This window comes from Cytobacillus sp. OWB-43 (genome assembly GCF_034651445.1).
GTDB lineage: Bacteria > Bacillota > Bacilli > Bacillales > Cytobacillaceae > Cytobacillus > Cytobacillus kochii.
On the sequence record NZ_JAYEFF010000009.1, the window covers coordinates 53,602 to 76,848 of the forward strand.

Below are 23,247 nucleotides of genomic sequence, written 5' to 3' on the forward strand. Positions count from 1 at the left end.
CCTTTGTTTGACTAAACACTACTCACTTAACAGTTGCGGTCGTGGCCGGCTGCGGTCTCAATGTATCCCAACTTGACTCAGACATCATACGGACCCAATGAGAATAAAACCCTCTCGCCACATCTTCTGAAAATACATAGGATGTTTGACCAGGAAATTCCGGATTATTTTTCCCTTGTACATTTAACCCCATTTGCATAGCTAGTGGAGCTGTTTTTGACTTATAGCCACGAAGAGCGCTTTGAATCTCCACCCAGTTCTCTCCATCATCTTGCTCATATACACCACCGGCACTGAATGTGCGGACATTTTGTCTAGCCAGTTCATCCTTAATTTCCTGCGGTGCATCTTTATCAACAATGACAAATGCCCAGACTTCAATTTGATTCGGACCTTTTGGATGCCATGTGCGGACAGTATTCATTCCATAAGGAAGGAATGAACAGTTCGGGAAGATTGTCATATGACTTGCACCCATTCTGTGATAAGGCATTTTAGATTCTAATCGCTCTTTTGCCTTTTCAAATGCCGGACCTTCACTATAATACTTATCTACTAATGGACCGACACGCACCGAACCTCTTGCTGTATCAAGATAGAATCCACAACCATGACCGCCCCATTCAGAAAGAAACTGGTGACCTTTCATATGTGGTTGAAAAACAGACAAATCTTGATCTTCCGGCAACCCTGCTACTACTGCTGCCAAATGAGAAGTGGTAGCCGCATGGTACATATCACCTGCAAATTGCTCTGCCGCAAACTTCCAATTACAAGGAATCACCCACTTTTGCATCGTACCAATAACCTCTGTACCTGCCTCAGAGCGGTCCAGCATCGTATCCATATATGGTGTGGCATCACTTAAATATGTCAACAAATCCGGTGCCTCTGGGTCCCAATTGGCAAATACTAATCCTTTATATATCTCCACACGCGCCTGCAACGGCCCCCAATCTTCTTTCTTAAAATCAGAAGGAAACGCCTCTTCTTCAAATGGCACATTCACTAATTTGCCAGCTGTGTCATATGCCCAACCATGATACGTACAAGTGAACGCCTTCGCATTCCCACAATCAGCCCGGCAAATCCTCATCCCCCGATGTCGACACTGATTATGAAACACCTTAATACTGCCATCCCTCTGACGTACCATCACAACAGGATCTTCTCCCATATAAGTAGTTAAATAATCTCCCTTCTTAGGCACATGACTCTCATGACCAAGAAGCAACCACGAGCGACCAAAAACCCGCTCCAATTCCAACTCATATAACTCCTGATCCGTATAAATACGTGGATCGATTTTCCCCTGCTCTGCATCCACTAGTGAATGAATCGATTCTGATGTCCAATTTCCATTATTAAAACTCATAAACTAGAACCACCCTTTCCATTAAACTCCTAAATGAAATCGCTTTCTTAAACTAAGTTTAAAATCTTTTCCAACGAAAAAATACAACAATAATTGCTTTTTATGACTGTGTTTTCTGAATGTTTTGTATGTAATTTTATACAGAAAATCCCATTTGAAGATATATAACGAAGGATTGATGTAGGATAATAAAGGGTTATTATTAAAAGCACCATTTTTTTATGTATGTGATAAGAGAAGTTCATCTCAAATATTGATGTGGAAGCTTATCGAAATATCAAACATAATCTCGAGGGTAAAAGAAATCCTAGGAATATCAAAACCATTAAAAAAGGAGCAATATATTGCTTTAAGGAGGGAATAAAATTAAAAAGATTGAAAGACTACAAAATACTCACATATAAACTATTATAAGTACAGTAAATTAAGTTCTACATATTATAAAAACTTTTAATTTGGAATAATATTCAAATATTTATTGATAGATCCATAGTTGGAATATATAGTTCTATATGTAATTAAATACCAAAAGGGGGATTTCTATGAAATTAATATTACCTAAATTCTTATTTTTATCCGCTTTAATTCTTTTCCTTTCAACCGTTTCAGAACCACTTCTATCTTACGCCGATACCAACCCATCAAGAAATTTTGAAGATGATTTTTTCTAATAAGGGAACGCTTGAAAATATAACATTTGAAGATTTAGATAAGTTAAGTGATAATGAACTTGAAGATTTAGGACTGTATACAGGAGAAGGTTCAGAAGAATTTAATGAAGAGATTTTAAATGATGATTTTGATTTTGAAGCAGCTGTTGATGAATTAGATATATCCAAAATGGACGCGAATGAAAAAGACAAATTCTTAGTACTCGCTAAAGAAACAGCAGCCATTTCTGGAACAGAAGAAGTAGAACTATTAGAAGAGGCACTAATAGGTCTCTTTGATGGAAATTCTGAAACATTTAATGATTTAGAAGCGACTCAAATCCAGTTAGAAGAGAATTATGCAGAAGTATTAGAAGGTGAAGAAATTGCTTTTGTCTCTACAGTGAAAAATGTCCTTTTTGGTGCAGATACTGTTTATGCAGCAAAAAAGAAAAAAGGAAAAGTTGCTGTTGGTATATATGTTGCAGGGGCAGCCTTTAACTTAGCAATAGCTGGGGTAGTTGGCGGAGGTATATCAGCACTTAAAAATTACATTAAAAAGAAGGGTATGAAGAAAGCTAAAGAAGGGCTTTCTAGAGTTGCTACAGCCCAGGCTAAAAAACTTAAGATTAAATCAATAAGAGGAGTTGCTATTGCAACAGTAATCGGTTCTGCTATTGGATTTGCATTAAACTATGGCGATCCTGGGACAGCAATAGCTAGATTTATCGATGGAAGAGATTGGTATAAAAATAACGGATGGATTGATATAACAAAATGAGATATTTAGGGTATTTAATTTACTTTATTATTGCAACCATAGTATTTTACTATCTAAGTAGATTTGTAGAAAACCAAGACAGTGGTTCAATAGGACTTATTTTAGGTAATTTCCTGCGAGGTATTATTATTGTCGTAACAGGATATTTAGTTGTAATTGGATTACAAAGAAAACAAAAATAAATATTACTACTTCAGAAGCCTCCTAGAGATTAAAAAGGATGCTTCTGTGTTTTAACAAAGACGATTTAATTTAAATTTAAAACTGCCCCCTAAAACCTTATCTTCCACATTAACAAAAGCCCTTCTCAATAGCACCGAATATATTTAATCCTAGTTTACCTGTGGAAATAAATTATACCTTGTAAAATAAAAAGAGGTCTCCAAGCTGTTTGTACAACGCCCGATAACCTCTAATTATTTATTCAATTTTCCCTACTTTAAGTTACTGTAAATTAAAGAAAACCTGTCCGCCTAACATTTCTTCATAGCGAAGTTGCGCATTTTCTCCTGTTTTCACTAAACCAGATATATAACCTTCTTTTTCGTTCCCCACATACATCTCGAAGCTAAAATCCGGTTCCGTTGTTCCATAAACATCCCCACTATAAATATCTCCGCTCTCACTTACCATTTCAAAGTTCATGATCCCATCAATATAGAAGGATAAGTCTTCTGTTTCAGATTCAACAAATTTCACTTTGGTTTCGGCTAATACCCATTCATATCCTTCTGGGGCCGCTTCATTGTACTCATTCATGGATTTTAATTTTTGGTAGGCTTCATCCCCGCGAATAACATCTTTTACTGTTAAATCAAATTTAATTGCGTACGTATTACCTTCATCATCATACAACTCATCATCTACTGTAGCCGTTTTCTGGAAAGGTACAGGATTTGTTCGTGAACCAAGTTTTGATTTTGGCTCTTCTTCTTTCTCTACTTCTTCTGGTTGTGCAGTTTCACCTTGTTGATTCTCTTCGTTCACTTCTGTATCTTTTGTATCCTGCCCACAGGCCGCGAGAAAAACGACCATTATTAATCCTAAAATAAGTAGTTTGAAACTGTTGTTCAAATTTCTTCCTCCTCTTGAATGAAAAACACCCTATTCCATAAAACATAAAAAACGAAACTGACTTAAGGCCAGGGTTCTACTCTGTTCCTTCTTCTGTTTCTCCCATTTCTTCTAAAGCATCAGGATAAATAACTTCATCGAAAACCTCTTCTGTTACTTCATCTTTCACAGATACCGTTACCTTATAATCTTCTGGATTCGCTCCATTAAACATTTGATACATAGAACCTTGTAAACCTAAACCAAATATAGCAAATCCATCCATGCTATTTTCATAAGATTCTTTATCTACCAATAAAGTAAACTCTGTGAATGATTTATTATGAGTAACATCCTTGATTGAGACATAATCTTCGCTACTTTTCATTTCTTCTATTGAATCTGTGATAGATGTTCCCATTTCTGTCATCATTTTTTTGTGTTCAGATTTAGGCATTTTATAAGTGAGAGATCCATCTTCATTTTTTGTGACTTCACTTACTCCTTCTTTTTTAGCTTCAGCAATAACTGTGTCTATATCTTCTCCTTCAAAAAAAGAAGCTGGTAGTGTTAATTCCACATTTAAGAGACCTTTATCGACGTTTACTGCTCCTTCTTTTTCTTCTTGCTTTTGATCTGTTGATTTTTCACCTTCTGCTGATTCATTCGAACAGGCAACAAGGAAAATCACCAATAGTACAAGTAAACAGCTTAATTTTTTCATAAATGTTTCCCCCTATCTCTCTCTAATAACTAATGCAATAATGCTTTTCTATTATACTAATATCCACTTTTAGAACATCCATGTATTTATTGGCATTTTTGCACTCAATTTATTATTTTGTACATATTAAGCCGCATATTCAGAAGCCTTTATATTACTTATCGGCATATCATTAATAAAATTTACAGTTTTTACATTATTCTATAAAAACAACTCTTATGATAAAGACACTCACTCATCTTTTTAGGTATATGTATTGCTCAATTCATGTCGAGATTATTTTTTTGCACTTTAACCAATTTGACGATTATAAAAAAAATCCGATTTCACCTTACCGGATTGCTGAAGAAAAATGTTGGAGTAAAAAGAAGACCTTGTTCTGATGCTACAAAAATGCTTAATAAACTTAGGAGGATTATTGAGGCTATAAGAAATACTGACAAGTTGATCAACAAGAAATGAAAAAGAGCCTCCTAAAAGTCCAGTGAACCTTTGAAGAGCCTTAATCCTTATTGTTAGCATGCAATCGTATCATACTTACGAAACCTTATTTATCAAGTTTGAGGGCAGATTAAATCATTTCACCTGTGCGTTATCGTTTAATAAAATATTATATTTCACTGCATTTGATTTTTAATACAATTTAAACTTTATATTTACTTCCTTTGATATGTTAAAAGTAGTAAAAAATGGTCATTTATTTAAATCTCGCTTCCAACCTCCGTTCATACCTTAAACAGTACAACATTTTAAGTACAGTCTATTCTACTTTTACCTAACGAGAATGATATGAAAACTTTGTACCTATATCGTGATATTAGCACAAACAGATTATCTTTTTGATTATATCTTATAGTATTAACCTATATAGTAAGGGGTGATCTCAATATTATCTAAAAAAAGGAGATGTCACCAGCAAAATAAAAGATATAAACCATGTCAAAAAACATGTTGTCAACCAATTATAATCAAAGGAACGACCGGCGCTACTGGGCCAACTGGTGTAACTGGTTCTACCGGACTTGGGATTACTGGTCCTACCGGAGTTACTGGCGTTACTGGTATCACTGGATCTACTGGACTTGGCATTACGGGCGCTACTGGCGTTACGGGAACTACTGGTATCACTGGGGCTACTGGACTTGGCATTACGGGCGCTACCGGAGTCACAGGAACTACTGGTATCACTGGGGCTACTGGACTTGGCATTACGGGCGTTACTGGAGTTACGGGAACTACTGGTATCACTGGGGCTACTGGACTTGGCATTACGGGCGCTACTGGCGTTACGGGATTTACTGGTATCACTGGGGCTACTGGACTTGGCATTACGGGCGCTACTGGCGTTACGGGAACTACTGGTATCACTGGGGCTACTGGACTTGGCATTACGGGCGCTACCGGAGTTACGGGATTTACTGGTATCACTGGGGCTACTGGACTTGGCATTACGGGCGCTACCGGAGTCACGGGAATTACTGGTATCACTGGGGCTACTGGACTTGGCATTACGGGTGCTACCGGAGTCACGGGAACTACTGGTATCACTGGGGCTACTGGACTTGGCATTACGGGCGCTACCGGAGTTACTGGCACTACTGGTTTAGGGGCTACTGGTACCACTGGAGCCACTGGGCCTGAAGGACCACCAGGACCAATTGATCCTGGGCTAGTTTTTCAATTTGTATATGAAGCGCTTAGACAGACAATCGCATACGGTACATTATATGGTACTTCACCATTGTCTCTATCAAATATTGATCAACTAGTTACTTTTGATACAACACGAGCTCAGTATAATACTGGTAGTAGTACTGATACGATATTCGCTAATGTGTTTGGTGCTTATGAAGCAACAGCAAATGTAGTCTCGCAAGGAACCGGATCAGCAACTTTACAATTATCTGTTAACGGTAGTATTGTACCAGGCTCCACAATAGTCTTAGGTCCAGACAGTCCAACAGGAAGTACTACAATACAAATTGAGCCGTTAGACAATATATCTTTGGTTGTTACTGAGTTAACAGGTGATATTAGTATAACTGATCGCAACTTGAACATTGTTCGCCTTGGTCCTCCTTTCTTTTAATATAGTTGACTTAGATAATAATAAATTAAGACCACCTTTTTAAAAGTGGTCTTAATTACTTTTCATATGCTTGTTCTTCCTTCTTCCCCACTCACATAACCTTTTTGTACCGGAATTACGGCAAAGCAAACGTTACAACTCTTCAACTTATTTAATTAACTATCTGTATATCTTCTGTTTACTTGAAACCTTTCTATAAATACAATCGTAACTATTTATAAAGAGGTGATAAAAAATGAATCCACCAGACAAAAAATGTGCTCAATGTGAAGGAACATCATTTGCCCAAGGAAGTGACTACATAAATATCCGACCACTAGTTAAAAAGTATACAATTGGTTCTGAAAAAATTTATACATTCTGCTTAGATTGCGGGGAGGTACTTTCAATTAAGATTTCGAATCCAAGTAAATTTAAAGCAAGGGTTTTTTAGCACCTTAAATGGTGCTTTTTATACGACGTTTCCTACTTTACTGTATCAGACTATCAATAGCGATTTCATATGAGATTGGCCATCAAGCTTAACAATTTCCCCTTGTACAGGATCTCTTTGCCACAACAATATTAATACCACAGCTTTTACCCTATGCTCCTCAACTACTCCATTTCCCAGCTCTTCTAATTCAAATTCATCCATTGAAGGTCGTAGTGACTTTGACTTTTTTGGCATTTTCACTCCCATGTTTAAGCTTCGCTCTTTACGTTCCTAACTGGACAAATCGATAAGAATTTACATATCTTAATATGTCCTCTGCTGAAAAATGAAATGGCAAGGATTCTTTATGAGTGAACATACCGAATTACTTAAGCAGATACCAGCCAAATATGAAAAGTAAAAAGGCCGGAATTAGATAAGCAAGAACTTCAAGAAATACAGATAATAACGATGGAATCATTAAACTACACCCTTACAATCAAAATGACCTTTTGGGTTGATGGATTCACAAAACCTTATGAAGGCATTGTCGGTAAAATTGATCATATTAATATGTACCTTTACTTAAAAACGAACGATTTAAAAATCTTAAAATTTCATATTGATGAAGTGATATCAGTCGAAAGGGTTTAACAACATGACTAGGATTAATGAAGCTGATCGTGATTTTCTTGAGCAACTATATACTTACCAATGATTATTATTATCTTTGAAAGAGATTTAAAGATCATTGAAAAGTCCTTGTTTTAGATTAAATTAAGAAGGTTCAGCGTGATCTGAAAGAAGTAAAAGATAAATTGAGAAAAGGAAATATGAGAGTAAACCAAATTGGACATGATGAATCGTTAACTATGTATGAGTTTCAATATAAAGGATATTATGATTAGCATAATTATTTTAATCCTAGGATTAGGAATAAATGTGAGGAACTTTTCAGCTTTTACTTAGCAAATAACTAAACGAGACTTATTTTTTGTTAAACGGAACAGTTTTATTTAAGTGAAATACTTCACATAAAAATACTAATAAACACAATTCAATAGTTGACTAAAGCAATCATATTGCGTTATCATTTTTATTATAGTTGCTAAAGTCAATCATTTTAATAAAGGGGGTTGTTCATATTATGCAAGCTACTGTTCCAATCGTATCTGAAGTTAGAAAATTTAATCGGTTTTATACAAAGGTTCTTGGTTTGCTGAACCAGCAAGTATACGATAGTCCTTTTTCATTAACTGAAACAAGGATATTATTTGAAATTAATAGTACAAGTAATTGTACAGCAAAGTTTTTGCAAGAAGAACTGGATTTAGATCGTGGATATGTAAGTAGAATCCTAAAACGTTACGAAGAACTAGAGATAATCTTTAAGCAGAAAGGGAAGAATGATGGGCGTACATATTATATTCATTTAACCGAAAAAGGGCAGATAATTTACCATGAACTAGAAATGAAAGCCGAACAACAGGTCAAATCTCTTCTAAAAAATATAGAACCGAAAAAACAGCAGAACCTCATAGAATCAATGAGAATAATTGAAATGATTTTATCGGAGATTATTAATCAATATAAATCCGAAATTTCTATCCGAGATGAATATACAGAGGAAGACAAAGAAACTATTATTGAAAGGCAAAGAGCATTTTATAGTGAGACTTTTGGGTTTGATGAAACCTTTTCAGATTATCTACACCATTCCTTTGAGGGGAAAATTAAAAAAATTTGGATTGCAGAGGATAACGGAAAATTTGCAGGTTGTGTGGGATTAGTCGAGGATAATGAAACAACAGCTTTGTTAAGGTGGTTCATTGTCGATCCATCCATTCGTGGAAAAGGAATAGGAACAAAATTAGTTCAAACATTACTTAAATACTGCAAAGAGCAACAATATGAAAGAGTGTATTTATGGACAGTAAGTAGTTTGCCAGTGGCTAGACGATTATATGCTAAATTTGGATTTAAAATCACTAAGACAAAAGAGGAACAATTATTGTGGGGGCAAAGAATCGTGGAAGAACGATGGGATTTAGAATTGAAGTAACTCGACTTAGTTGATAGTTGCCACTAGTTAATCGAGGAGTTGTCCGTTAATAAAAGGAGAACTCCTTTTATTATGTTGCTAAAGTAGCAGCATTCCTGTATTAAATGGACTGTAAAAGGATATCTTTGTGAAGAAATGCACTTAAGCTTAGGTGCTTTAGTTAAAATGCTCCCCTTGAATGAGAGGGCTTTGTTGTTACTTCACTCTTAAATTCTGACCAACATAAATCGTATACTTGAGTCTATTTTATTCCATTCGCGAATTTGCTTAATCGTACTGCCATATTTCTTAGCAGGTGCAGCTATTGTATCACCTTTTACGACCTTATGATACTTTGCACCTGCTGTAATGTTTAGTTTGCTACTAATTTTTAAAGCTTCTTCCTTAACATTCTGATTTTATTTCTTTAAGTTCACTACAGTAGTACCGTATTTTTTAGATAAACACAGAAAGTATCTCCCTTTACCCGCACTCATTAAGACATACCCATACATCTCTTTTAGCTGAGGCTGGAGTTGAGTTACTTCAGATCATGGACCGTTTAGGTCATACAGAAGATTCAACGACAACTCAAGTATATTTGCATATAACAAAAGACCGAAAAAAAGAGGCTTCGCAAAAGTTCGGAGAACTAATGAGAAGCCTCTGATATTCTATCAATATGGCACCTATTTAATGGTGCCGATGGTGTGAACGTTGATATAACAAGCTTTTAAAAGCTAGATTACATCATGCCGCCCATGTGCTATTGCATAATAATAGTTTATAAATTATTATATTAAACTTTGATATATCGGCATTTTAACTTTTGTTTTTCGATTTATATTATATATATTTATATCTTTTTATATATTAAACGTGGTCAAAATACGGTCGTTTATTTAAATTGCAGACCCAACTTCCTTTAAAACCTTCAACAGCATCGGCATAATTTGTATAAGCACATAACCAAGAGCTCCATTTTGTATTCCAGTCCATGCCCTATCACTTTTACCCAACATAAAGAAAAAGCATGAACCGATAACAACAACGGAAGAAATAGGGAAGCTCAATGCAACCATCAAATCAACCAATGGATCTAAAGCGTGAGCCAATATTTCAAGAGATTTCTCTCCTAGATATTCTGTTGTCCCTACAGGGATTGCTGTAGGTGTAGCAGCAAACACCGGCTTAGCTAAAATTAATGGAATCGTAATAGAGGTACCAACCTTATTAATAATTTTACTGTTCTTTCTATTATACTCTTTCTTCTTATAATCTCCAGACAAAAATTCACCAATAGACATCGTTTCAGTTTTCATTTCAAATCCTCCCATAAGTAGATTTTAAAATTCATACCCTCGCATAGCTTTTCTAACCGGTTTCTTCTATATAAAGTAGTCGTCACCCAAACTAATTGAAATTGTGGATTAAATGTAGATAACTTTTTGTATTTTTTTATCTTTTGTACATTCTTTTGCATGGATTGTTTATTATCGATTTCTACAAAGTGGTGGATTTTATTAAGAATATAAGCTGCATCTGATACGAGGGAAAGGTTATTGAGGGTTATTTTAACTTCATTGCGCCATGTGGTAGGTCTACCGAGTGAAATGTATAGGTCATTACGCATTAGAAAGTGATTAACTTGTGTTGTTTTCTTTCTTACTTTATCAGCTTGAACAAATTCACGTCCTGATGCATTTAAATAATAAACTTTCTTTCTATCATCTGAAAAATGAGATAAATATTGGTTCAAACTTCTTAAAATTTTTTGAGCGTTGCGATCTTGGCCAAGCTTATGCATTCGTTGCAATTGTTCCCGAGTGAGATAATCACATTTCTTCAAGCTTAAAAGTATCTGTTCGATTCGTTGTTGATTCTTCAAATTTAATAACCTCCTTCGCCACATGTGGCGAAATCTGTCTAGCTATCTCATCATTACTGATGAATGGTGTTTGAATGGTATCAGTCTTTACATTTTTATATAGGCCTCTACCTGGTATCATCGGTAATTGTTCCGCACCTGTCTGACCAAGTGCTGTATTCGATGCTGTAGCATCATCTAGTACATAGCAAAGTCGAATAGGTATGTTGCGTTTAGTTTGTTGTGGAATAGATTGAGCACTAGGGTATTGTGTGGCATAAATCAAATAATATCCTGCTCCCCTCCCCTTACGAGCGATACTTGTTATTACATCCATGGCAACAGGATGATCAGTTAAGTCTGCTGCTTCATCAATGAAGATAAAGTGTCGCTCCTTGATGTCTGCCTCTGTTACATCTTCGTATCCTTTATCTACAATAGATTGGTACTCCTTGGTCATCTGTTCATCAATGGCTAGTAATATCTGTTTAGCTTCTTCTGGATCACGTGCAAAATTATCTGTTTGTTTCAGATTTTTGAATCGTTGAAATGCTGAGCCACCTTTTAAATCAATAAGATGCAAATGTGTGTGTTCTGGTTGTTGTGCTATAAGTGTTGTGACTGCCAACTTTAGAAACACACTCTTCCCATAACCAGTGGCGCCAGCGATGATAAGGTGTTTATCTTTGTCAAAATTGTGATGTATTATTGATGTTCTTGTATGGCCCACTGGTATGGACCAAGTATTTTTCTTTAAATGGGTTTCATCCCATAAATACTTTTCTGCAAGCCCTTGATTATAAACTTTAATACGCAACATGCCATCAAACGATATTTCGATTTCCTTTTTCCTTTTTGACTTTTCACCTAGATTTTTGATCTGTTTAATTATGTCTTTATTAAACTTAAGGGAAAGCAAATCAGTAAAGGAGTAATCAACCGAATTATCTTTAATATTCAAACCATCCTCTAATACATGCGCCTTATCCATTACAACTTTTGAAGACATTCCAAGTGGCAGCTGATAAATATACTCCATCCCTCCATCAATTTTTCTTTTCTTTTGAAGACGAATTGTTTTCACTTTCCTTTCTTCCCTGATTGAAAGGCCAGCGTTGTTAAATATCCTTTGTATCTTGTCAGCATCATTACTAAGACCGGATTTTTTGAGGTATGAGTAACCTGCTAAACTCCCCATTAAAGTGGTCGATACAATTTCGAAAATCACACCACCATCTCCTTTTGTATTACATAGTAATAGTTGCAAAGTAAACGCCACGAGAAAGGACTGCATCAGCCTTTTTGACTTCTATTGTCCATTAGGTCGTATTAATGTGCGCCAACCGAATTTGAAAACGAATACCTTGCCGAATGATATAGCGTATGATATTGCGTTTTTGTCCTATTCAAAAAAAATTTAAGAGGACAAAATGTTTATTTATCGAATAATAAAACTAGGTGATGTTTGATGGAAACCAAACTAAAATCAAAAATCAAAGCATCTGGTTTAAAACAAAGTTTCATAGCAGAAAACGCAAAGATATCTAAAAGTGCACTAAGTTTAATTGTAAACGGCAAATCTTTACCAACCTTAACTGCGGCTATTAGGATAGCTAGGGTATTGGATGAAACTGTAGAAAATCTTTGGGGTGATCTAGTCGAATAAAAAAGCGCCCTCCTATTGAGGTGCGCTCTGTATCGATAATATATCTATAAATTTCACTTTAATTGTTTCATAATTACTTTCAATATGTATCATTTGAGTTTGACCATCGAGTTTAACAATTTTCCCTTGTACAGGATCTCTTTGCCACAACAATATTAAGACTTCAGTTTTCTCCCTATGTGCCTCAACTACTGCATTTCCCAACTCTTCTAATTCAAATTCATCCCTTGAAGGTCTCTGTGGTTTTGACTTTTTTGGCATTTTCACTCCCATGATTAAGCTCCTCTCCTTACTTTCCTGACTGGACCAATCGATAAGACATTACTTACCTTGAAAGTGCGCTGCTGTCGCTTGGTAAAACAATATGCACGAAAGTAATCTTCGTAAACGGACAAAATTTTAATTCTTCTCTGGCTGATATCTCCCTTGTTATCCAGATAAATCATTTCTAATTCCTCTTTGTTGTTAAATCCTCTAATAAGTAAACCTTTCATCGATTAGCCCTCCCTTACCAATATTTTATACGAACTTTTGTTCGATTTCAATTGAATCCAGAACAAAAGTTCGCATATAATATTAAAAAAGGAGATGTAGTTTATGATTCGTGACCGCGGAAAAATGAAATGGCAAGGGTTCTTTATGAGCGAACATACTGAATTACTTAAGCAGATACCAAAAGAATATGAAAAAGTAAAAAAGCCAGAATTAGATGAGCAAGAACTTGAGGAAATACAGATAATAACGATGGAATCATTAAACTACACCCTTACAATCAAAATGACCATCTGGGTTGATGGGTTCACAAAAGCTTATGAGGGCATAGTAGATAAAATTGATCATATTAATATGTACATCCATTTGGAAACGAACGAATTAAAAACCTTAAAATTTCACATTGATGAAGTGATATCAGTCGAAAGGGTTTAACAACATGACTAGGATTAATGAAGCTGATCGTAATGTTCTTGAGCAAGCTATATACTTACCGATGATTATTATCATCCTTGAAAGAGATATAAAGATCATTGAGAAGTCTCCGTTTAAGATTAAACAGCCTTATATTACATTGATGGAAAACACAATAAAGAAGGTACAGCGTGATTTGAAAGAAGTTAAAGATAAGCTGAGAAAAGAAAATATGAGAGTAAACCAGATTGGACATGACGAGTCGTTTACTATGTACGAGTTCCATTACAAAGGTTATGATGAGCAGCATAATTATTTTAATCCAAGAATTAGGAATAAATGCGAGGAACTTTTAAGCTTTTACCTGAGCAAATAACAGGACTTTTTTACCTATTTTTTGTTAATATAATTACATATTATAGGAAAGAGGTATGTTTAATGAAATATGAGCCATTAGGATTTATTGATGATGGCGTTACTTATCATATTTATGCAGATAAAAACACAGTTACAGTAACTGCCAAAAAAGGAGAACTCGAAATTAAATGTATAGGAGTTACATTTAAAGAGACTATTGCAGAAGCTAAAGGACTTTTTAGTAGTGAACTTCATTCAAAAATGTAACACCCTCTCTTAATAAGATGGGTTATTTTTTTGTTAAGGAGGACTTTTGACCCATATGTGGAATTATATTCAAAAGGAGTGATATCATGAAGCCTAACCTAATATATAACGTGGTCAAAAAGCATGGTATACAGTATTATATTTTTGCAAAATCTCATCCTGTTACTGTCGTTGGTACATCTAGCAATGGTGGGATAAAAGTAGAAGGTAATACAATAAAAGAAGCATTACAGAAGGCATTTGAAGGAATGAAAGCCAATCATAGAGAGGATTTTTGTTAAATTCATTTATTAGATACTTCAGTATTATCATTATATGTTAAAATAACTATAAATTCCAAATTAAGGAGACTTATGACATGAAAGAGATAATATATTTAGATACAGATATTATGAACTCACTATTAGCTCAAATTGATGAAGGACTTATAGACTCTTTCTCAATTGAAGACGCTAAACAAACTTCTGAAACTACTGGACAACAAGCATCCAAAGGAAAGAGTGCAGGTGTAAAAGGTCAATTACGACTTGATACAGGGTGGCTACCGGGCGGTGGGGTAGCACTTGACGGGTCCTTGGGAAATACCGGAAATGAAACTACTCATGATTCTAAAACATTTCTAGAAGGTGCAAGAGATATATTAAATAAAGCTTTTCACGATCATGCATTAAACATTCTATTACAAAAATTAGATGATTTAGATCTTATAGAACCATATTTTAAACTTAATGACGGTGATATATACTTAGGAGAATCTTCATATAAGTACTATAATTTTGAACTAATTAAAAATATGACTGATGTAAAGATTCTGGAGAAAATTTTTCTAATGGACATTACGGATGCAGATATAGATGAAGCTAGACGACTTGTTCAAAAATCAAATCCAAACGCTAAAGAAAGAATTAGATTGGATTGGGCTAGGAAAGTCGTTCAAAAGTATGATTCTTATAAACCAACATTAGATATAATAACAAATCTGAACAATGTTAGTAAATATTTTTCTACCACTCTAGGTAACTCCTCTTTTATTAAAGCAGATAATTTTATAGGAATTGTAAAAAAGCAATATTTGAGAGAATCTCCTGAAGCTCTTTCTTTAAGAGTTGATCAAACAAGAGAAGTAAAATTTTTAGTAAGAATAATAGGAAAAAAAGGTAAAGTATTTGATGGCATGGGTCATGTAGAAGACTTAAAAGCTCAAGATTTTAATTTAGTACCAAATATGTTTTTCGATATTATTTTGGGGTCATTCAACATTTTGGAAGAAGGTGACTTTTTAGTAACTCCAATCGCTATTTATTACGAATAATATTAAAAATTTCATTCCTTTTCTTTTTTTCTTTATTGAAATCACTAAATTTTTCTTCAATTGAATCTTTGTTGTTTTTTGAAAATGCAGTATTTATTTTCTTCATTTCTTGATATTCTTTTTCTAATTGGTTCATTTCCACTTTTACAGAGCCAAAAACTTTACGAAAACGATTACTCATTTTATCGCCTCCTATTAATTTATAGTTTAACACTTATTAGGATATTCAAACATATAGAAATTGATTATTTTTAAGCCCTTCTGTTGAAGGGCTCTTTATTTAATTTACACGAAGCTGCTGACCCGCATAAATCGTATACTTCCCATCAAGCTTATTCCAATCGCGAATTTGCTTAATAGTACTTCCATATTTTTTAGCTAGTTCAGATACAGTTTCACCTTTTTTTACAGTGTGATAAGTAGCACCAGAAGTAATATTTAATTTACTTCCTATTTGTAATGCATCCACATTAATGCCAGGATTAAGCTTTTTAAGATTGTTAACAGTTGTGCCGTATTTTTGGGATAATGACCAAAGAGTATCACCTTTAACTACCGTATGACGATAACCTTTGCTCGGTTTTGACGTTTCCTTTTTCCTAAGGTTAAATGCTTTAACAATTCCATTAACATGACCTCTTGCAACATCATCTATAAAAGAATCTTGCTTAAGTTTAGCAGCATCCCCACTATTATCGATAAACCCATTTTCGGTTAAAATTGCAGGCATATGCGATTCTCTAAGAACATGTAGGTTTTTTTGTTTTTGCCCACGGTCATTGAAACCTGTAGCTTTTATCACTTCGTTATGAATAGCATCTTGAATGGCCAATGTGGTTTGTCCTACTCCTGGATAAACAAAATCCTCATAACCTACACCGCCACCAGCATTAATATGTGGTGATACATATACATCGGCACCCCACGCATTTGCATCATCAGTCCGATAAGTTAATGAGCGAGTTTGGTCACCTGTTCGGCTCATCTTGATTTGTACGTCTTCATACTCTTCAAGATACTCTTTGATTTTCAACGCAATTTTTAATGTTAATATTTTTTCATACAAACTATTACCTACTGCACCTGGATCAATACCACCATGACCTGGATCAATATAAGCTTTAACCATTTTATATAACACTCCTTTTTTAATTTAAAAAAAGACCGTCCGATTGGACAGCCTTATAACTTATTTGCTTTTTCTAGCCAAGCCTTTTGTTGTTTAGCTTTTTTAGTAAATCCAAAATGATTCTTATAAATTGTATATAAAGTGATTCCTAGAGCAATTCCTGCTGTAAGGACAATGCCAAATGCGTCAATGCTCTCGGCAGTTAGCCACTCAAACTTAACATTAAGAGTGCCTAGAAACATCATGATGGCTGATAAAAAACCAACTACTTGAGCAACAACATCTTTATTCATGTCTCTCACCTCCCTTCAATTGAATTTCAAGACCATGCACCCTTTTATCTAATCTGTTAATTCTCATGTGGATGGCTTTACGATCATCATCACTCTCTTTCATTTGCTCGCGAAACTCATCTATAGATTTTTGTAGATTGGCAATGGCATCACTTAACGGCTTTACAATAATTCCTTTAAAAATAAAAGAGATACCCCCAAAGAGAGTACCTAGTATGGCAAGCAACGCCGCCCATTCTTGTAATGTTAATCCGATGAAAGTCAAAATTTCTCCCCCTTATGCAAATTAAAAAAGCCCTAGTCGGCCTCTGGTGTTAGTCGTTCAATCAATTTAGTTCTTACTACATTTTTCAATGCTGGAATCGATTCATTTCCTTGATAATCCTCTGCAGATATTGGAATATAACCATTTAAGGTGACTGTTGACTCTGGATCATTCGCTCTAAATTGAACATGTACAACAGAAATATCACCATCAGCATAACGAATATTTGTACCTGTAATTTGAATATCAAACATTATTCTTCATCTCCTTTTTCTTCTTCGTCTACACCAAATTGTTCACAAAGATAATCGTAAACATCTGAGTCCTGACCTTCGTATTCAACATCTTCGAATTTCTTTAATACATGTTTGATAGTTCGTATCATTTCACGATTATCACCACCTTCAATTACCAGTTTCTCGTTGTTCAATTCCTTTAAATCATTAGTAAAAGCAGCCATGTCTTTGATGTCAAATTGACCATCTTTCACGATTGCTTCTCCTTTTTCGTCCTTATGAGAATGTTCTTTAGCAAGCTCTTTACGATCTTCTTCCACAGTTTTTAGTCTTTCAGTCATTTTGTTAATAAAATGGCGACGGAAACGCGAGTGTTTTCTTGCTAGTTTTAGATCATACATAAAGTTAATTGCAGCTACTAATTTACCGTTTTCGATTTCTACTTTCATTTTAAAACCTCCTAATTTATGCGGCGCTAATTTTTTCTTCTAATTTTGCAACCTTTTGCCTTAAATGCTGATTCTCTATTTTGAGCCAGTTAATTTCGTCAGCGTGTCCAAGGGTTCTTTTATCTAGTTCTTGGATCCCTTTCATGTTAATACTGTTCATGAGATATTGCTCTACACCATCGCCATCAATCAGTTCATCAGCAATTTGATAACCCTCACCTATAACTAACCCTTGTCTTACTCGTGAATGCCCACTTTCAACTTCTCTTTTTAGACGGTATTGGTAAATTGTTGATCTGTTAATGATATCTAACGCACTGTCTGTCCATTCTTTAATATCTTCTTTGTACGAGGCCATTGAACCTGTTGGGAAACTTGCTGCTCTCACAGGGATGTACGTTCCTGTAGTTCCACTAGCTGTTGCTCTCACTTCGTTATTAGCTCTTACAAATAAATTTTGACCAGCAGTATTCGGATTTACTTCAATATAATTACCTTGAAATCCAGCTGCGACCACTTGGCGCCAAATAATACTTCCTTCATCAGCCATTCCAATACCTGTTGCTCTTATGTCACCATTAGCACCCAGATATAAGTGAGTTCCTCCTGCTGATGTGTTTGTAGCAATTCCAGCGAAGTAAGCCTTATATCCTCTCGCATTACGGTATACCGGGTTACCAGAAGAACCATCTACATACCCCTTGTTAACAAACCTTGTTTCATCATCTGACCCTATATAAGCATTGGTTGAATTAGTGCTAAAACCAAAACCATAAATAACTGAAGCTCGTAAATCACGGTATACCACTGATCCGTCAGCTTGCGTAAATGCTGAACTTGTTATTCTTACTTCTCGATCTGTTCCGATATATCCATTATATCCCGGTCCAAAACGTAATCCTTGAGCCCTGATAGGTCTGTAACTATAATTCTCTGCAACACCATCTGATGGAATACTTGAAATATCAACTACCCTGACTTCGTTATTTGAATCAGGAGCCAAATAGACATTAGAATTACTAGTGCCTAGAGCTGCACTTGTTACTAGTGATCTATCAACACTAAATCGTTGAGAACCGCCTGAATTATATCCAAACAACCCGTCTGGATTAACATTGACATATTGCCCACTAGACTGTGTAAGACGAACATTCCCGCCAATGATTTCTAAGTTAGTTAGACCATCCGATGAACGGAACTTAGCTCCATATACGTCAATACCTCTCAATGCACCTACGTTGATACGGTCAGCGTTCACGCTTGCAATTTTCGCAGCTGTTACAGCTAAATCATCAATTTGCGCTGTACCGATAATGGCATCTTGTAATTTGGCACGCGTAATAGACGCATTTGCTAATGCGCCATTTTGAGCCGTAATACTATTAGCAGCCATCAAGCTTGCAGTAATTGATCCATCCACAATTAGGGCTGCATTGTTTTTTCTTCTAACAACTAAATTATCAATCCAAGCCCGATTTGTTGTCTCACCGTTATTAGTAAAGCTTACTCGAAGTCTGATATATCCAACACCAGCAGGCACTTTATAGGTTCCAGTTAACTTAGTCCATGCATAAGTTTTAGTAGTCGCATAGGCTACAGTAGTCCATGAAAGGTGTTGTTTCTTGAGGTCGTAAGTCCTTACCCCATAGGACAATGAACCAGGTCCAACAAGATTATTAAAACGATAATCTAGCTCGAAGTATAATTCATCACCTTCTTGAACCTTTATTATTCTTTCCTGTTGAGCATCTACATTTCTAACATCACTAGCCCACAACCCTAAGCATTTTGATGATCCATTATTGCCAGACCAAGATGTCTGATCAACTACTTGAATAGTAGTATTAGAGTTTTCGTTTATCCAACCAGAAGGCAATTGACCAACTTTGTCATCCTCAAAATCACCATTATCAATAAGATTTGTAAAATCACCTACATCAAGTAATCTAGTGTGGATTTTCACATCCCCAGGTTGTACATTAATCGCACCAATAATGCCATCACGGTCTACTTTCAACTCAATATCATCCGATATGACCCTGATGGATGATTCTGCCGAAGTCATTCTACCGGTTAATGAATTAACTTCTTGAGTGGATGCTTTAAATGTTAAGTCATATGCTGTTTGGTCAATTTTTGTTTCTGCTGATGAAACACGGCTTTCTATGTCTTCTGGAGGAGGGGACCACCCAGCGAGTTTATTGCCTTCTATCACTTGTAAATCCCATATTTCTGCTTTCATTGGGACATATCCACCAGACCCACTGGATCTATTAGGCTGGATATACAGATGCGTATCTGTGGCTGTCATACCATTTGTTGTAAAATGTATCTCATAATCATAGATTTCTTCATCATTGGGATAAGGAGAGCCAACAGTCCACACATCACTCACTAGTTCATTATTTCTATAAACAGACACTGGATTACCCGAAGATAATTGGCTATGACCACCCATAGTAGTAATATTCCCAGAAATTTTTCTAATCTTAAACGCTAGGATATATTCAGTGAATGGCTTAAATATCGTATTGCTCAAACGTAAACCAGCTCCAGATGAACCCATTGACTCTATGGTATAGGTGTATGCATCAAATTGATAAGTATTGCCCCATGGTGCAACGAGACTCCTTCTTGCTAAATTGCGCCCACTGATCTCCAAATTATTAAAATCAGACATAAGCTCATTGACACTAGTAGAAATCTTATTAGCCTTAATATCAACCGCAGCAATTTGACTAAGAGCACTTCCAACCTCACCAGTTAATTCATTAACATTAGCTTCCACATTCTCCGCACGTAAAGACAATCCATCTAGGCTGTTATCAATTTGAAGAATTTTATTCTGATAAACACCATTGTCTACCTTATTAATCAATTCCTCATTTACGAGATATATCTTTCCATCCACATAGTCAAAGCCTGCTTTATTTGCAAGCTCAGACATCAGGCTAACTTCTGTTGCTGTTATCTCAGCATCAGTATATTGCTTTGAATCAGCTTGGATTTGATCATATACATCTTGGCGAATCATATCAGCGTAAATAGTGCCATCAGCCAGTATGTCAGCAGTTTTTGATAACTCCCTTAACTCTGAAGCGATATCAGGACCAAATAAAATATCTGGTGTTCTTACTCGGTGTGCTGCCGCACTAACTTGCACTGACCAATCACTCGCAGTTCCATGCTGATTAACTGCTCTTACCCTGTAATACCAAACTTGATCAGTACCAACCGAATGGAGAAAACCACTAGTATTTCCCCTCCACAATAAGTGCTGTGTGTCTGGCACAAAGTCTTTTAACTGTGAGCCATATACTTCGTAGTGTTTTACATAAATCGAACTGCCGTAGTCCCAATATAATTGTATAGCTCCCATTCCACTTATCGCTTCAACATCTATTGGAGTAGTGGGCTTGATGTCTGGGAAACTACCTTCAGTGACTTGTTGTGGGCGGTCACGGATTTTTTCAACTTCTTTTTCTAATTCTTCAAGCCGATTATCATCTAACTCTAGAAATTGTCCCATCTCAACAACCATGGTACCGTCAATGTCTAAAATGTCATATTCCATAGCTATTATTCTAGCTTGTATTTCTATTGGTCTAGCAAAACGGCGATCAATAGCAATGGAGGTGTCACCAAGAAATACTTCTTCATCAAACAGTTCGGCAGCAAGTCGATAGTTGACTTCTGGTTTTTTTATAGCCTGTAAGTTATCCCAAGTAGCCCATAGCAACTCTTCTGGGTCCTCATATTGTTGATTGCTATAGATGCCAAAACGATGCTTCATATTCCCGTTTTCATCTTCATAGCCTAAAATAGGGATATCTTTAGGGTCGCCGACCCATATTTGCCCTTTTGGCTTATTAACAGGATGCCCTTTTGAGATAGACCACTCAACATCTGCAAAATCAATATAACGGGTAAATCCACCTGTTTGATCGCCTTCATCATCTTCAATAGGCAAGGATGAACCACGGCCGTATAACGCTGTCTTTGGATAACTTAGAATGGTTCGACCAATCTCTATTGTATTATGGTCAATTTCAAACCGTTGGCCATGTTCGTACCTGCGTCTTTGTAATATCTGAATCTTACACGCCTTAATTTCATTAGTGCGCTCGTCAAAATCCACAACATCCTTTACTTCTCCACCCCAAGTAGACAAGATATCCCATACAGCTTCTACACTTGATAAATAATAAAAGTTTGTAGTAGCTAGACCTAATGATACCAATACTTCTCCAATCCAACGGGTACCTAATAATGCGGCATCTAGTGCTTCATCTGCTGTTTTATCAACAAATCGCCTATCGACAACAATATGATCATTTAACTCAGCTAGATATACAGGTTCACAGGTTGCTATTGTCATTGGTCCATTTATGCCATCGCTATCGTCAATTTCACGAATAACCATTAACCGCCAATCGCCTTCATGATCTTTAAAGACGACTTTATTTTCTTCCTTTACGTGTACAGCATTTTCATGGTCTGCCTCAACGGTAAAAGAAAAAGGCTTGTCCGGCACGCTATTTACCTCGATTCGGTAAGGCGCACTGACCAGCCCTGTATCTTCAGATAATATAGTTAATGGCTTTTCTCTTTGGCTAAATACATACAACTCACTCAATCTATCACATCCTTTCGCTAAGGTATATCACCTCATTAATAATATCTCTCGTCATATTTCAAGCTGCAATTATGGCTTGCCTGTACCGTAAACTGTCCAGGCTGCAAATGAACAAAATTAGAAATCATTCTATAAGAATGTCTTAAATCTTCACCGTTTAATAATGCCTTTCTCCCATCCAGTTTAAGGGTAAGCCTGTCACCAACTACAAACTCATATGCTAATAGCAGGTAGAAATTATTACTGCCCTCTATCTCTAAGGTATTTGTCGCTTTAGTAAAGACAACCTCAATTGTCCATGGAACTTCCACCTGACCAGTAATTGTATGAACAGAAGGCTGAGAGGTAACATTAATTATTTTCTCAAGTCCAAACCTATAGGCTTGTGGTAAATAAAAGTTGATGTATCCCTTTGCATATTTGGGGCGTTCACTTAACTCCATTCCTTCGTAATAGGCAAGATAATACCTGTTAGGGTTATCCTTGAATATTAATTTTTTCGGTTCATCATGAATAAGCCAAGTGGACATATCTTCTTTCAATGACTCAATTCTTTGATTGCTAGAAATCCTAATGGGCACTTGTAAGTTAGCATCCATTAACTTCTTTTTTCTAACCCTAGTTCCACTTTTTGACATATTGAATATATCAAACATAATAGGAGGCGAAGGTGGTCTAAATAAATCAGCTATTACCCTGATATAGTCTTTTTCAATACCGTTAAAAATCATATCCT

The 23,247-nt window shown here is 35.8% G+C and carries 27 protein-coding genes and 2 pseudogenes; 12 read left to right on the forward strand and 17 right to left on the reverse strand.

From position 1 onward, the window contains the following. Positions 1-22: 22 nt before the first annotated feature. On the reverse strand, positions 23-1,375 hold the full coding sequence (locus tag U9M49_RS21010; protein ID WP_322910513.1) for an aromatic ring-hydroxylating dioxygenase subunit alpha: 1,353 nt from the start codon (positions 1,373-1,375) through the stop codon (positions 23-25). Between the two features lie 542 nt (positions 1,376-1,917). Here U9M49_RS21010 and U9M49_RS21015 point away from each other — a divergent pair. Next, positions 1,918-2,046 carry a hypothetical protein gene (locus U9M49_RS21015; RefSeq protein ID WP_322910514.1) on the forward strand — a complete coding sequence of 43 codons (129 nt, stop codon included), beginning with the start codon at positions 1,918-1,920 and terminating at the stop codon, positions 2,044-2,046. Continuing rightward, entirely contained in the window at positions 2,033-2,806 is a 774-nt protein-coding gene (locus tag U9M49_RS21020) for a hypothetical protein (protein WP_322910515.1), read from the forward strand. The genes U9M49_RS21015 and U9M49_RS21020 overlap by 14 nt, the downstream gene beginning before the upstream one ends. A gap of 444 nt (positions 2,807-3,250) precedes the next feature. Here the strand turns inward: U9M49_RS21020 and U9M49_RS21025 are convergent, their stop codons facing one another. Together U9M49_RS21025 and U9M49_RS21030 are read right to left on the reverse strand one after the other, a co-directional pair. Then, positions 3,251-3,880, reverse strand: a complete 630-nt coding sequence (locus U9M49_RS21025) for a hypothetical protein (RefSeq protein ID WP_322910516.1) — start codon at positions 3,878-3,880, stop codon at positions 3,251-3,253. 76 nt (positions 3,881-3,956) lie between these two features. Next, on the reverse strand, positions 3,957-4,583 hold the full coding sequence (locus U9M49_RS21030; protein ID WP_322910517.1) for a hypothetical protein: 627 nt from the start codon (positions 4,581-4,583) through the stop codon (positions 3,957-3,959). An 877-nt stretch (positions 4,584-5,460) separates the two neighbouring features. On the opposite strand from U9M49_RS21030, the gene U9M49_RS21035 reads away from it, so the two are divergent. Next, the gene (locus tag U9M49_RS21035; RefSeq protein ID WP_322910518.1) at positions 5,461-6,672 is read left to right on the forward strand and encodes a hypothetical protein; all 1,212 of its coding nucleotides are present in this window, start codon (positions 5,461-5,463) and stop codon (positions 6,670-6,672) included. 478 nt (positions 6,673-7,150) lie between these two features. On the opposite strand, the gene U9M49_RS21040 is transcribed toward U9M49_RS21035, so the two are convergent. Further along, positions 7,151-7,342: a hypothetical protein gene (locus U9M49_RS21040; protein ID WP_307318800.1), complete on the reverse strand. Its 192-nt coding sequence runs from the start codon at positions 7,340-7,342 to the stop codon at positions 7,151-7,153. Between the two features lie 171 nt (positions 7,343-7,513). Between U9M49_RS21040 and U9M49_RS22725 the strand changes: the two are divergent. From U9M49_RS22725 to U9M49_RS21055, 3 genes and pseudogenes are all read left to right on the forward strand, one after another. Beyond that, positions 7,514-7,741: pseudogene (locus U9M49_RS22725) on the forward strand (YolD-like family protein); the annotation flags it as partial. Between the two features lie 493 nt (positions 7,742-8,234). Next, entirely contained in the window at positions 8,235-9,149 is a 915-nt protein-coding gene (locus tag U9M49_RS21045; protein ID WP_307318802.1) for a bifunctional helix-turn-helix transcriptional regulator/GNAT family N-acetyltransferase, read from the forward strand. Positions 9,150-9,609: 460 nt separating this feature from the next. Next, positions 9,610-9,798, forward strand: a pseudogene (locus U9M49_RS21055) (tyrosine-type recombinase/integrase); the annotation flags it as partial. A gap of 232 nt (positions 9,799-10,030) precedes the next feature. Here U9M49_RS21055 and U9M49_RS21060 read toward each other — a convergent pair. From U9M49_RS21060 to U9M49_RS21070, 3 genes are read right to left on the reverse strand one after another with little or no spacing between them, the layout of a single operon-like run. Beyond that, the gene (locus tag U9M49_RS21060; protein ID WP_322910519.1) at positions 10,031-10,450 is read right to left on the reverse strand and encodes a hypothetical protein; all 420 of its coding nucleotides are present in this window, start codon (positions 10,448-10,450) and stop codon (positions 10,031-10,033) included. Continuing rightward, positions 10,447-11,016: a replication-relaxation family protein gene (locus tag U9M49_RS21065; protein ID WP_322910520.1), complete on the reverse strand. Its 570-nt coding sequence runs from the start codon at positions 11,014-11,016 to the stop codon at positions 10,447-10,449. Before U9M49_RS21065 ends, U9M49_RS21060 begins: the two co-directional genes overlap by 4 nt. Then, on the reverse strand, positions 10,964-12,223 hold the full coding sequence (locus U9M49_RS21070; protein ID WP_322910521.1) for an FtsK/SpoIIIE domain-containing protein: 1,260 nt from the start codon (positions 12,221-12,223) through the stop codon (positions 10,964-10,966). Before U9M49_RS21070 ends, U9M49_RS21065 begins: the two co-directional genes overlap by 53 nt. Before the next feature lie 240 nt (positions 12,224-12,463). Between U9M49_RS21070 and U9M49_RS21075 the strand changes: the two genes are divergently transcribed. Further along, positions 12,464-12,661: a helix-turn-helix transcriptional regulator gene (locus tag U9M49_RS21075; protein WP_322910522.1), complete on the forward strand. Its 198-nt coding sequence runs from the start codon at positions 12,464-12,466 to the stop codon at positions 12,659-12,661. 12 nt (positions 12,662-12,673) lie between these two features. Here U9M49_RS21075 and U9M49_RS21080 read toward each other — a convergent pair whose 3' ends face one another. Then, positions 12,674-12,934 (reverse strand): YolD-like family protein, encoded by a 261-nt coding sequence (locus tag U9M49_RS21080; RefSeq protein ID WP_322910523.1) that lies wholly within the window; start codon positions 12,932-12,934, stop codon positions 12,674-12,676. Positions 12,935-12,936: 2 nt separating this feature from the next. Beyond that, positions 12,937-13,155, reverse strand: coding sequence for a hypothetical protein (locus tag U9M49_RS21085; protein WP_322910524.1), 219 nt, complete (start codon positions 13,153-13,155; stop codon positions 12,937-12,939). Between the two features lie 103 nt (positions 13,156-13,258). Between U9M49_RS21085 and U9M49_RS21090 the strand changes: the two genes are divergently transcribed. From U9M49_RS21090 to U9M49_RS21110, 5 genes are all read left to right on the forward strand, one after another. Continuing rightward, positions 13,259-13,588, forward strand: a complete 330-nt coding sequence (locus tag U9M49_RS21090; RefSeq protein WP_322910525.1) for a YolD-like family protein — start codon at positions 13,259-13,261, stop codon at positions 13,586-13,588. A gap of 4 nt (positions 13,589-13,592) precedes the next feature. Continuing rightward, the gene (locus U9M49_RS21095) at positions 13,593-13,943 is read left to right on the forward strand and encodes a hypothetical protein (protein ID WP_322910526.1); all 351 of its coding nucleotides are present in this window, start codon (positions 13,593-13,595) and stop codon (positions 13,941-13,943) included. Between the two features lie 62 nt (positions 13,944-14,005). Then, positions 14,006-14,191: a hypothetical protein gene (locus tag U9M49_RS21100; protein ID WP_322910527.1), complete on the forward strand. Its 186-nt coding sequence runs from the start codon at positions 14,006-14,008 to the stop codon at positions 14,189-14,191. 86 nt (positions 14,192-14,277) lie between these two features. Then, positions 14,278-14,472, forward strand: coding sequence for a hypothetical protein (locus U9M49_RS21105; protein WP_322910528.1), 195 nt, complete (start codon positions 14,278-14,280; stop codon positions 14,470-14,472). A gap of 77 nt (positions 14,473-14,549) precedes the next feature. Continuing rightward, positions 14,550-15,503: a hypothetical protein gene (locus U9M49_RS21110; RefSeq protein WP_322910529.1), complete on the forward strand. Its 954-nt coding sequence runs from the start codon at positions 14,550-14,552 to the stop codon at positions 15,501-15,503. Here the strand turns inward: U9M49_RS21110 and U9M49_RS21115 are convergent. From U9M49_RS21115 to U9M49_RS21150, 8 genes are all read right to left on the reverse strand, one after another. Then, the gene (locus tag U9M49_RS21115) at positions 15,487-15,684 is read right to left on the reverse strand and encodes a hypothetical protein (protein WP_322910530.1); all 198 of its coding nucleotides are present in this window, start codon (positions 15,682-15,684) and stop codon (positions 15,487-15,489) included. The genes U9M49_RS21110 and U9M49_RS21115 overlap by 17 nt on opposite strands. A gap of 99 nt (positions 15,685-15,783) precedes the next feature. Further along, positions 15,784-16,632 carry an N-acetylmuramoyl-L-alanine amidase gene (locus U9M49_RS21120; protein ID WP_322910531.1) on the reverse strand — a complete coding sequence of 283 codons (849 nt, stop codon included), beginning with the start codon at positions 16,630-16,632 and terminating at the stop codon, positions 15,784-15,786. A gap of 53 nt (positions 16,633-16,685) precedes the next feature. Then, a complete protein-coding gene (locus tag U9M49_RS21125) occupies positions 16,686-16,925 on the reverse strand; it encodes a phage holin (protein WP_322910532.1) in 240 nt (79 codons plus the stop codon). Continuing rightward, a complete protein-coding gene (locus tag U9M49_RS21130; protein ID WP_322910533.1) occupies positions 16,918-17,190 on the reverse strand; it encodes a hypothetical protein in 273 nt (90 codons plus the stop codon). Before U9M49_RS21130 ends, U9M49_RS21125 begins: the two co-directional genes overlap by 8 nt. A gap of 32 nt (positions 17,191-17,222) precedes the next feature. Next, entirely contained in the window at positions 17,223-17,444 is a 222-nt protein-coding gene (locus tag U9M49_RS21135; protein ID WP_322910534.1) for a hypothetical protein, read from the reverse strand. Then, on the reverse strand, positions 17,444-17,875 hold the full coding sequence (locus U9M49_RS21140) for a hypothetical protein (protein ID WP_322910535.1): 432 nt from the start codon (positions 17,873-17,875) through the stop codon (positions 17,444-17,446). The genes U9M49_RS21135 and U9M49_RS21140 overlap by 1 nt, the downstream gene beginning before the upstream one ends. A 16-nt stretch (positions 17,876-17,891) precedes the next feature. Then, on the reverse strand, positions 17,892-22,511 hold the full coding sequence (locus tag U9M49_RS21145) for a phage tail protein (protein WP_322910536.1): 4,620 nt from the start codon (positions 22,509-22,511) through the stop codon (positions 17,892-17,894). 35 nt (positions 22,512-22,546) lie between these two features. Then, positions 22,547-23,242: a distal tail protein Dit gene (locus tag U9M49_RS21150; protein ID WP_322910537.1), complete on the reverse strand. Its 696-nt coding sequence runs from the start codon at positions 23,240-23,242 to the stop codon at positions 22,547-22,549. Positions 23,243-23,247 lie beyond the last annotated feature (5 nt).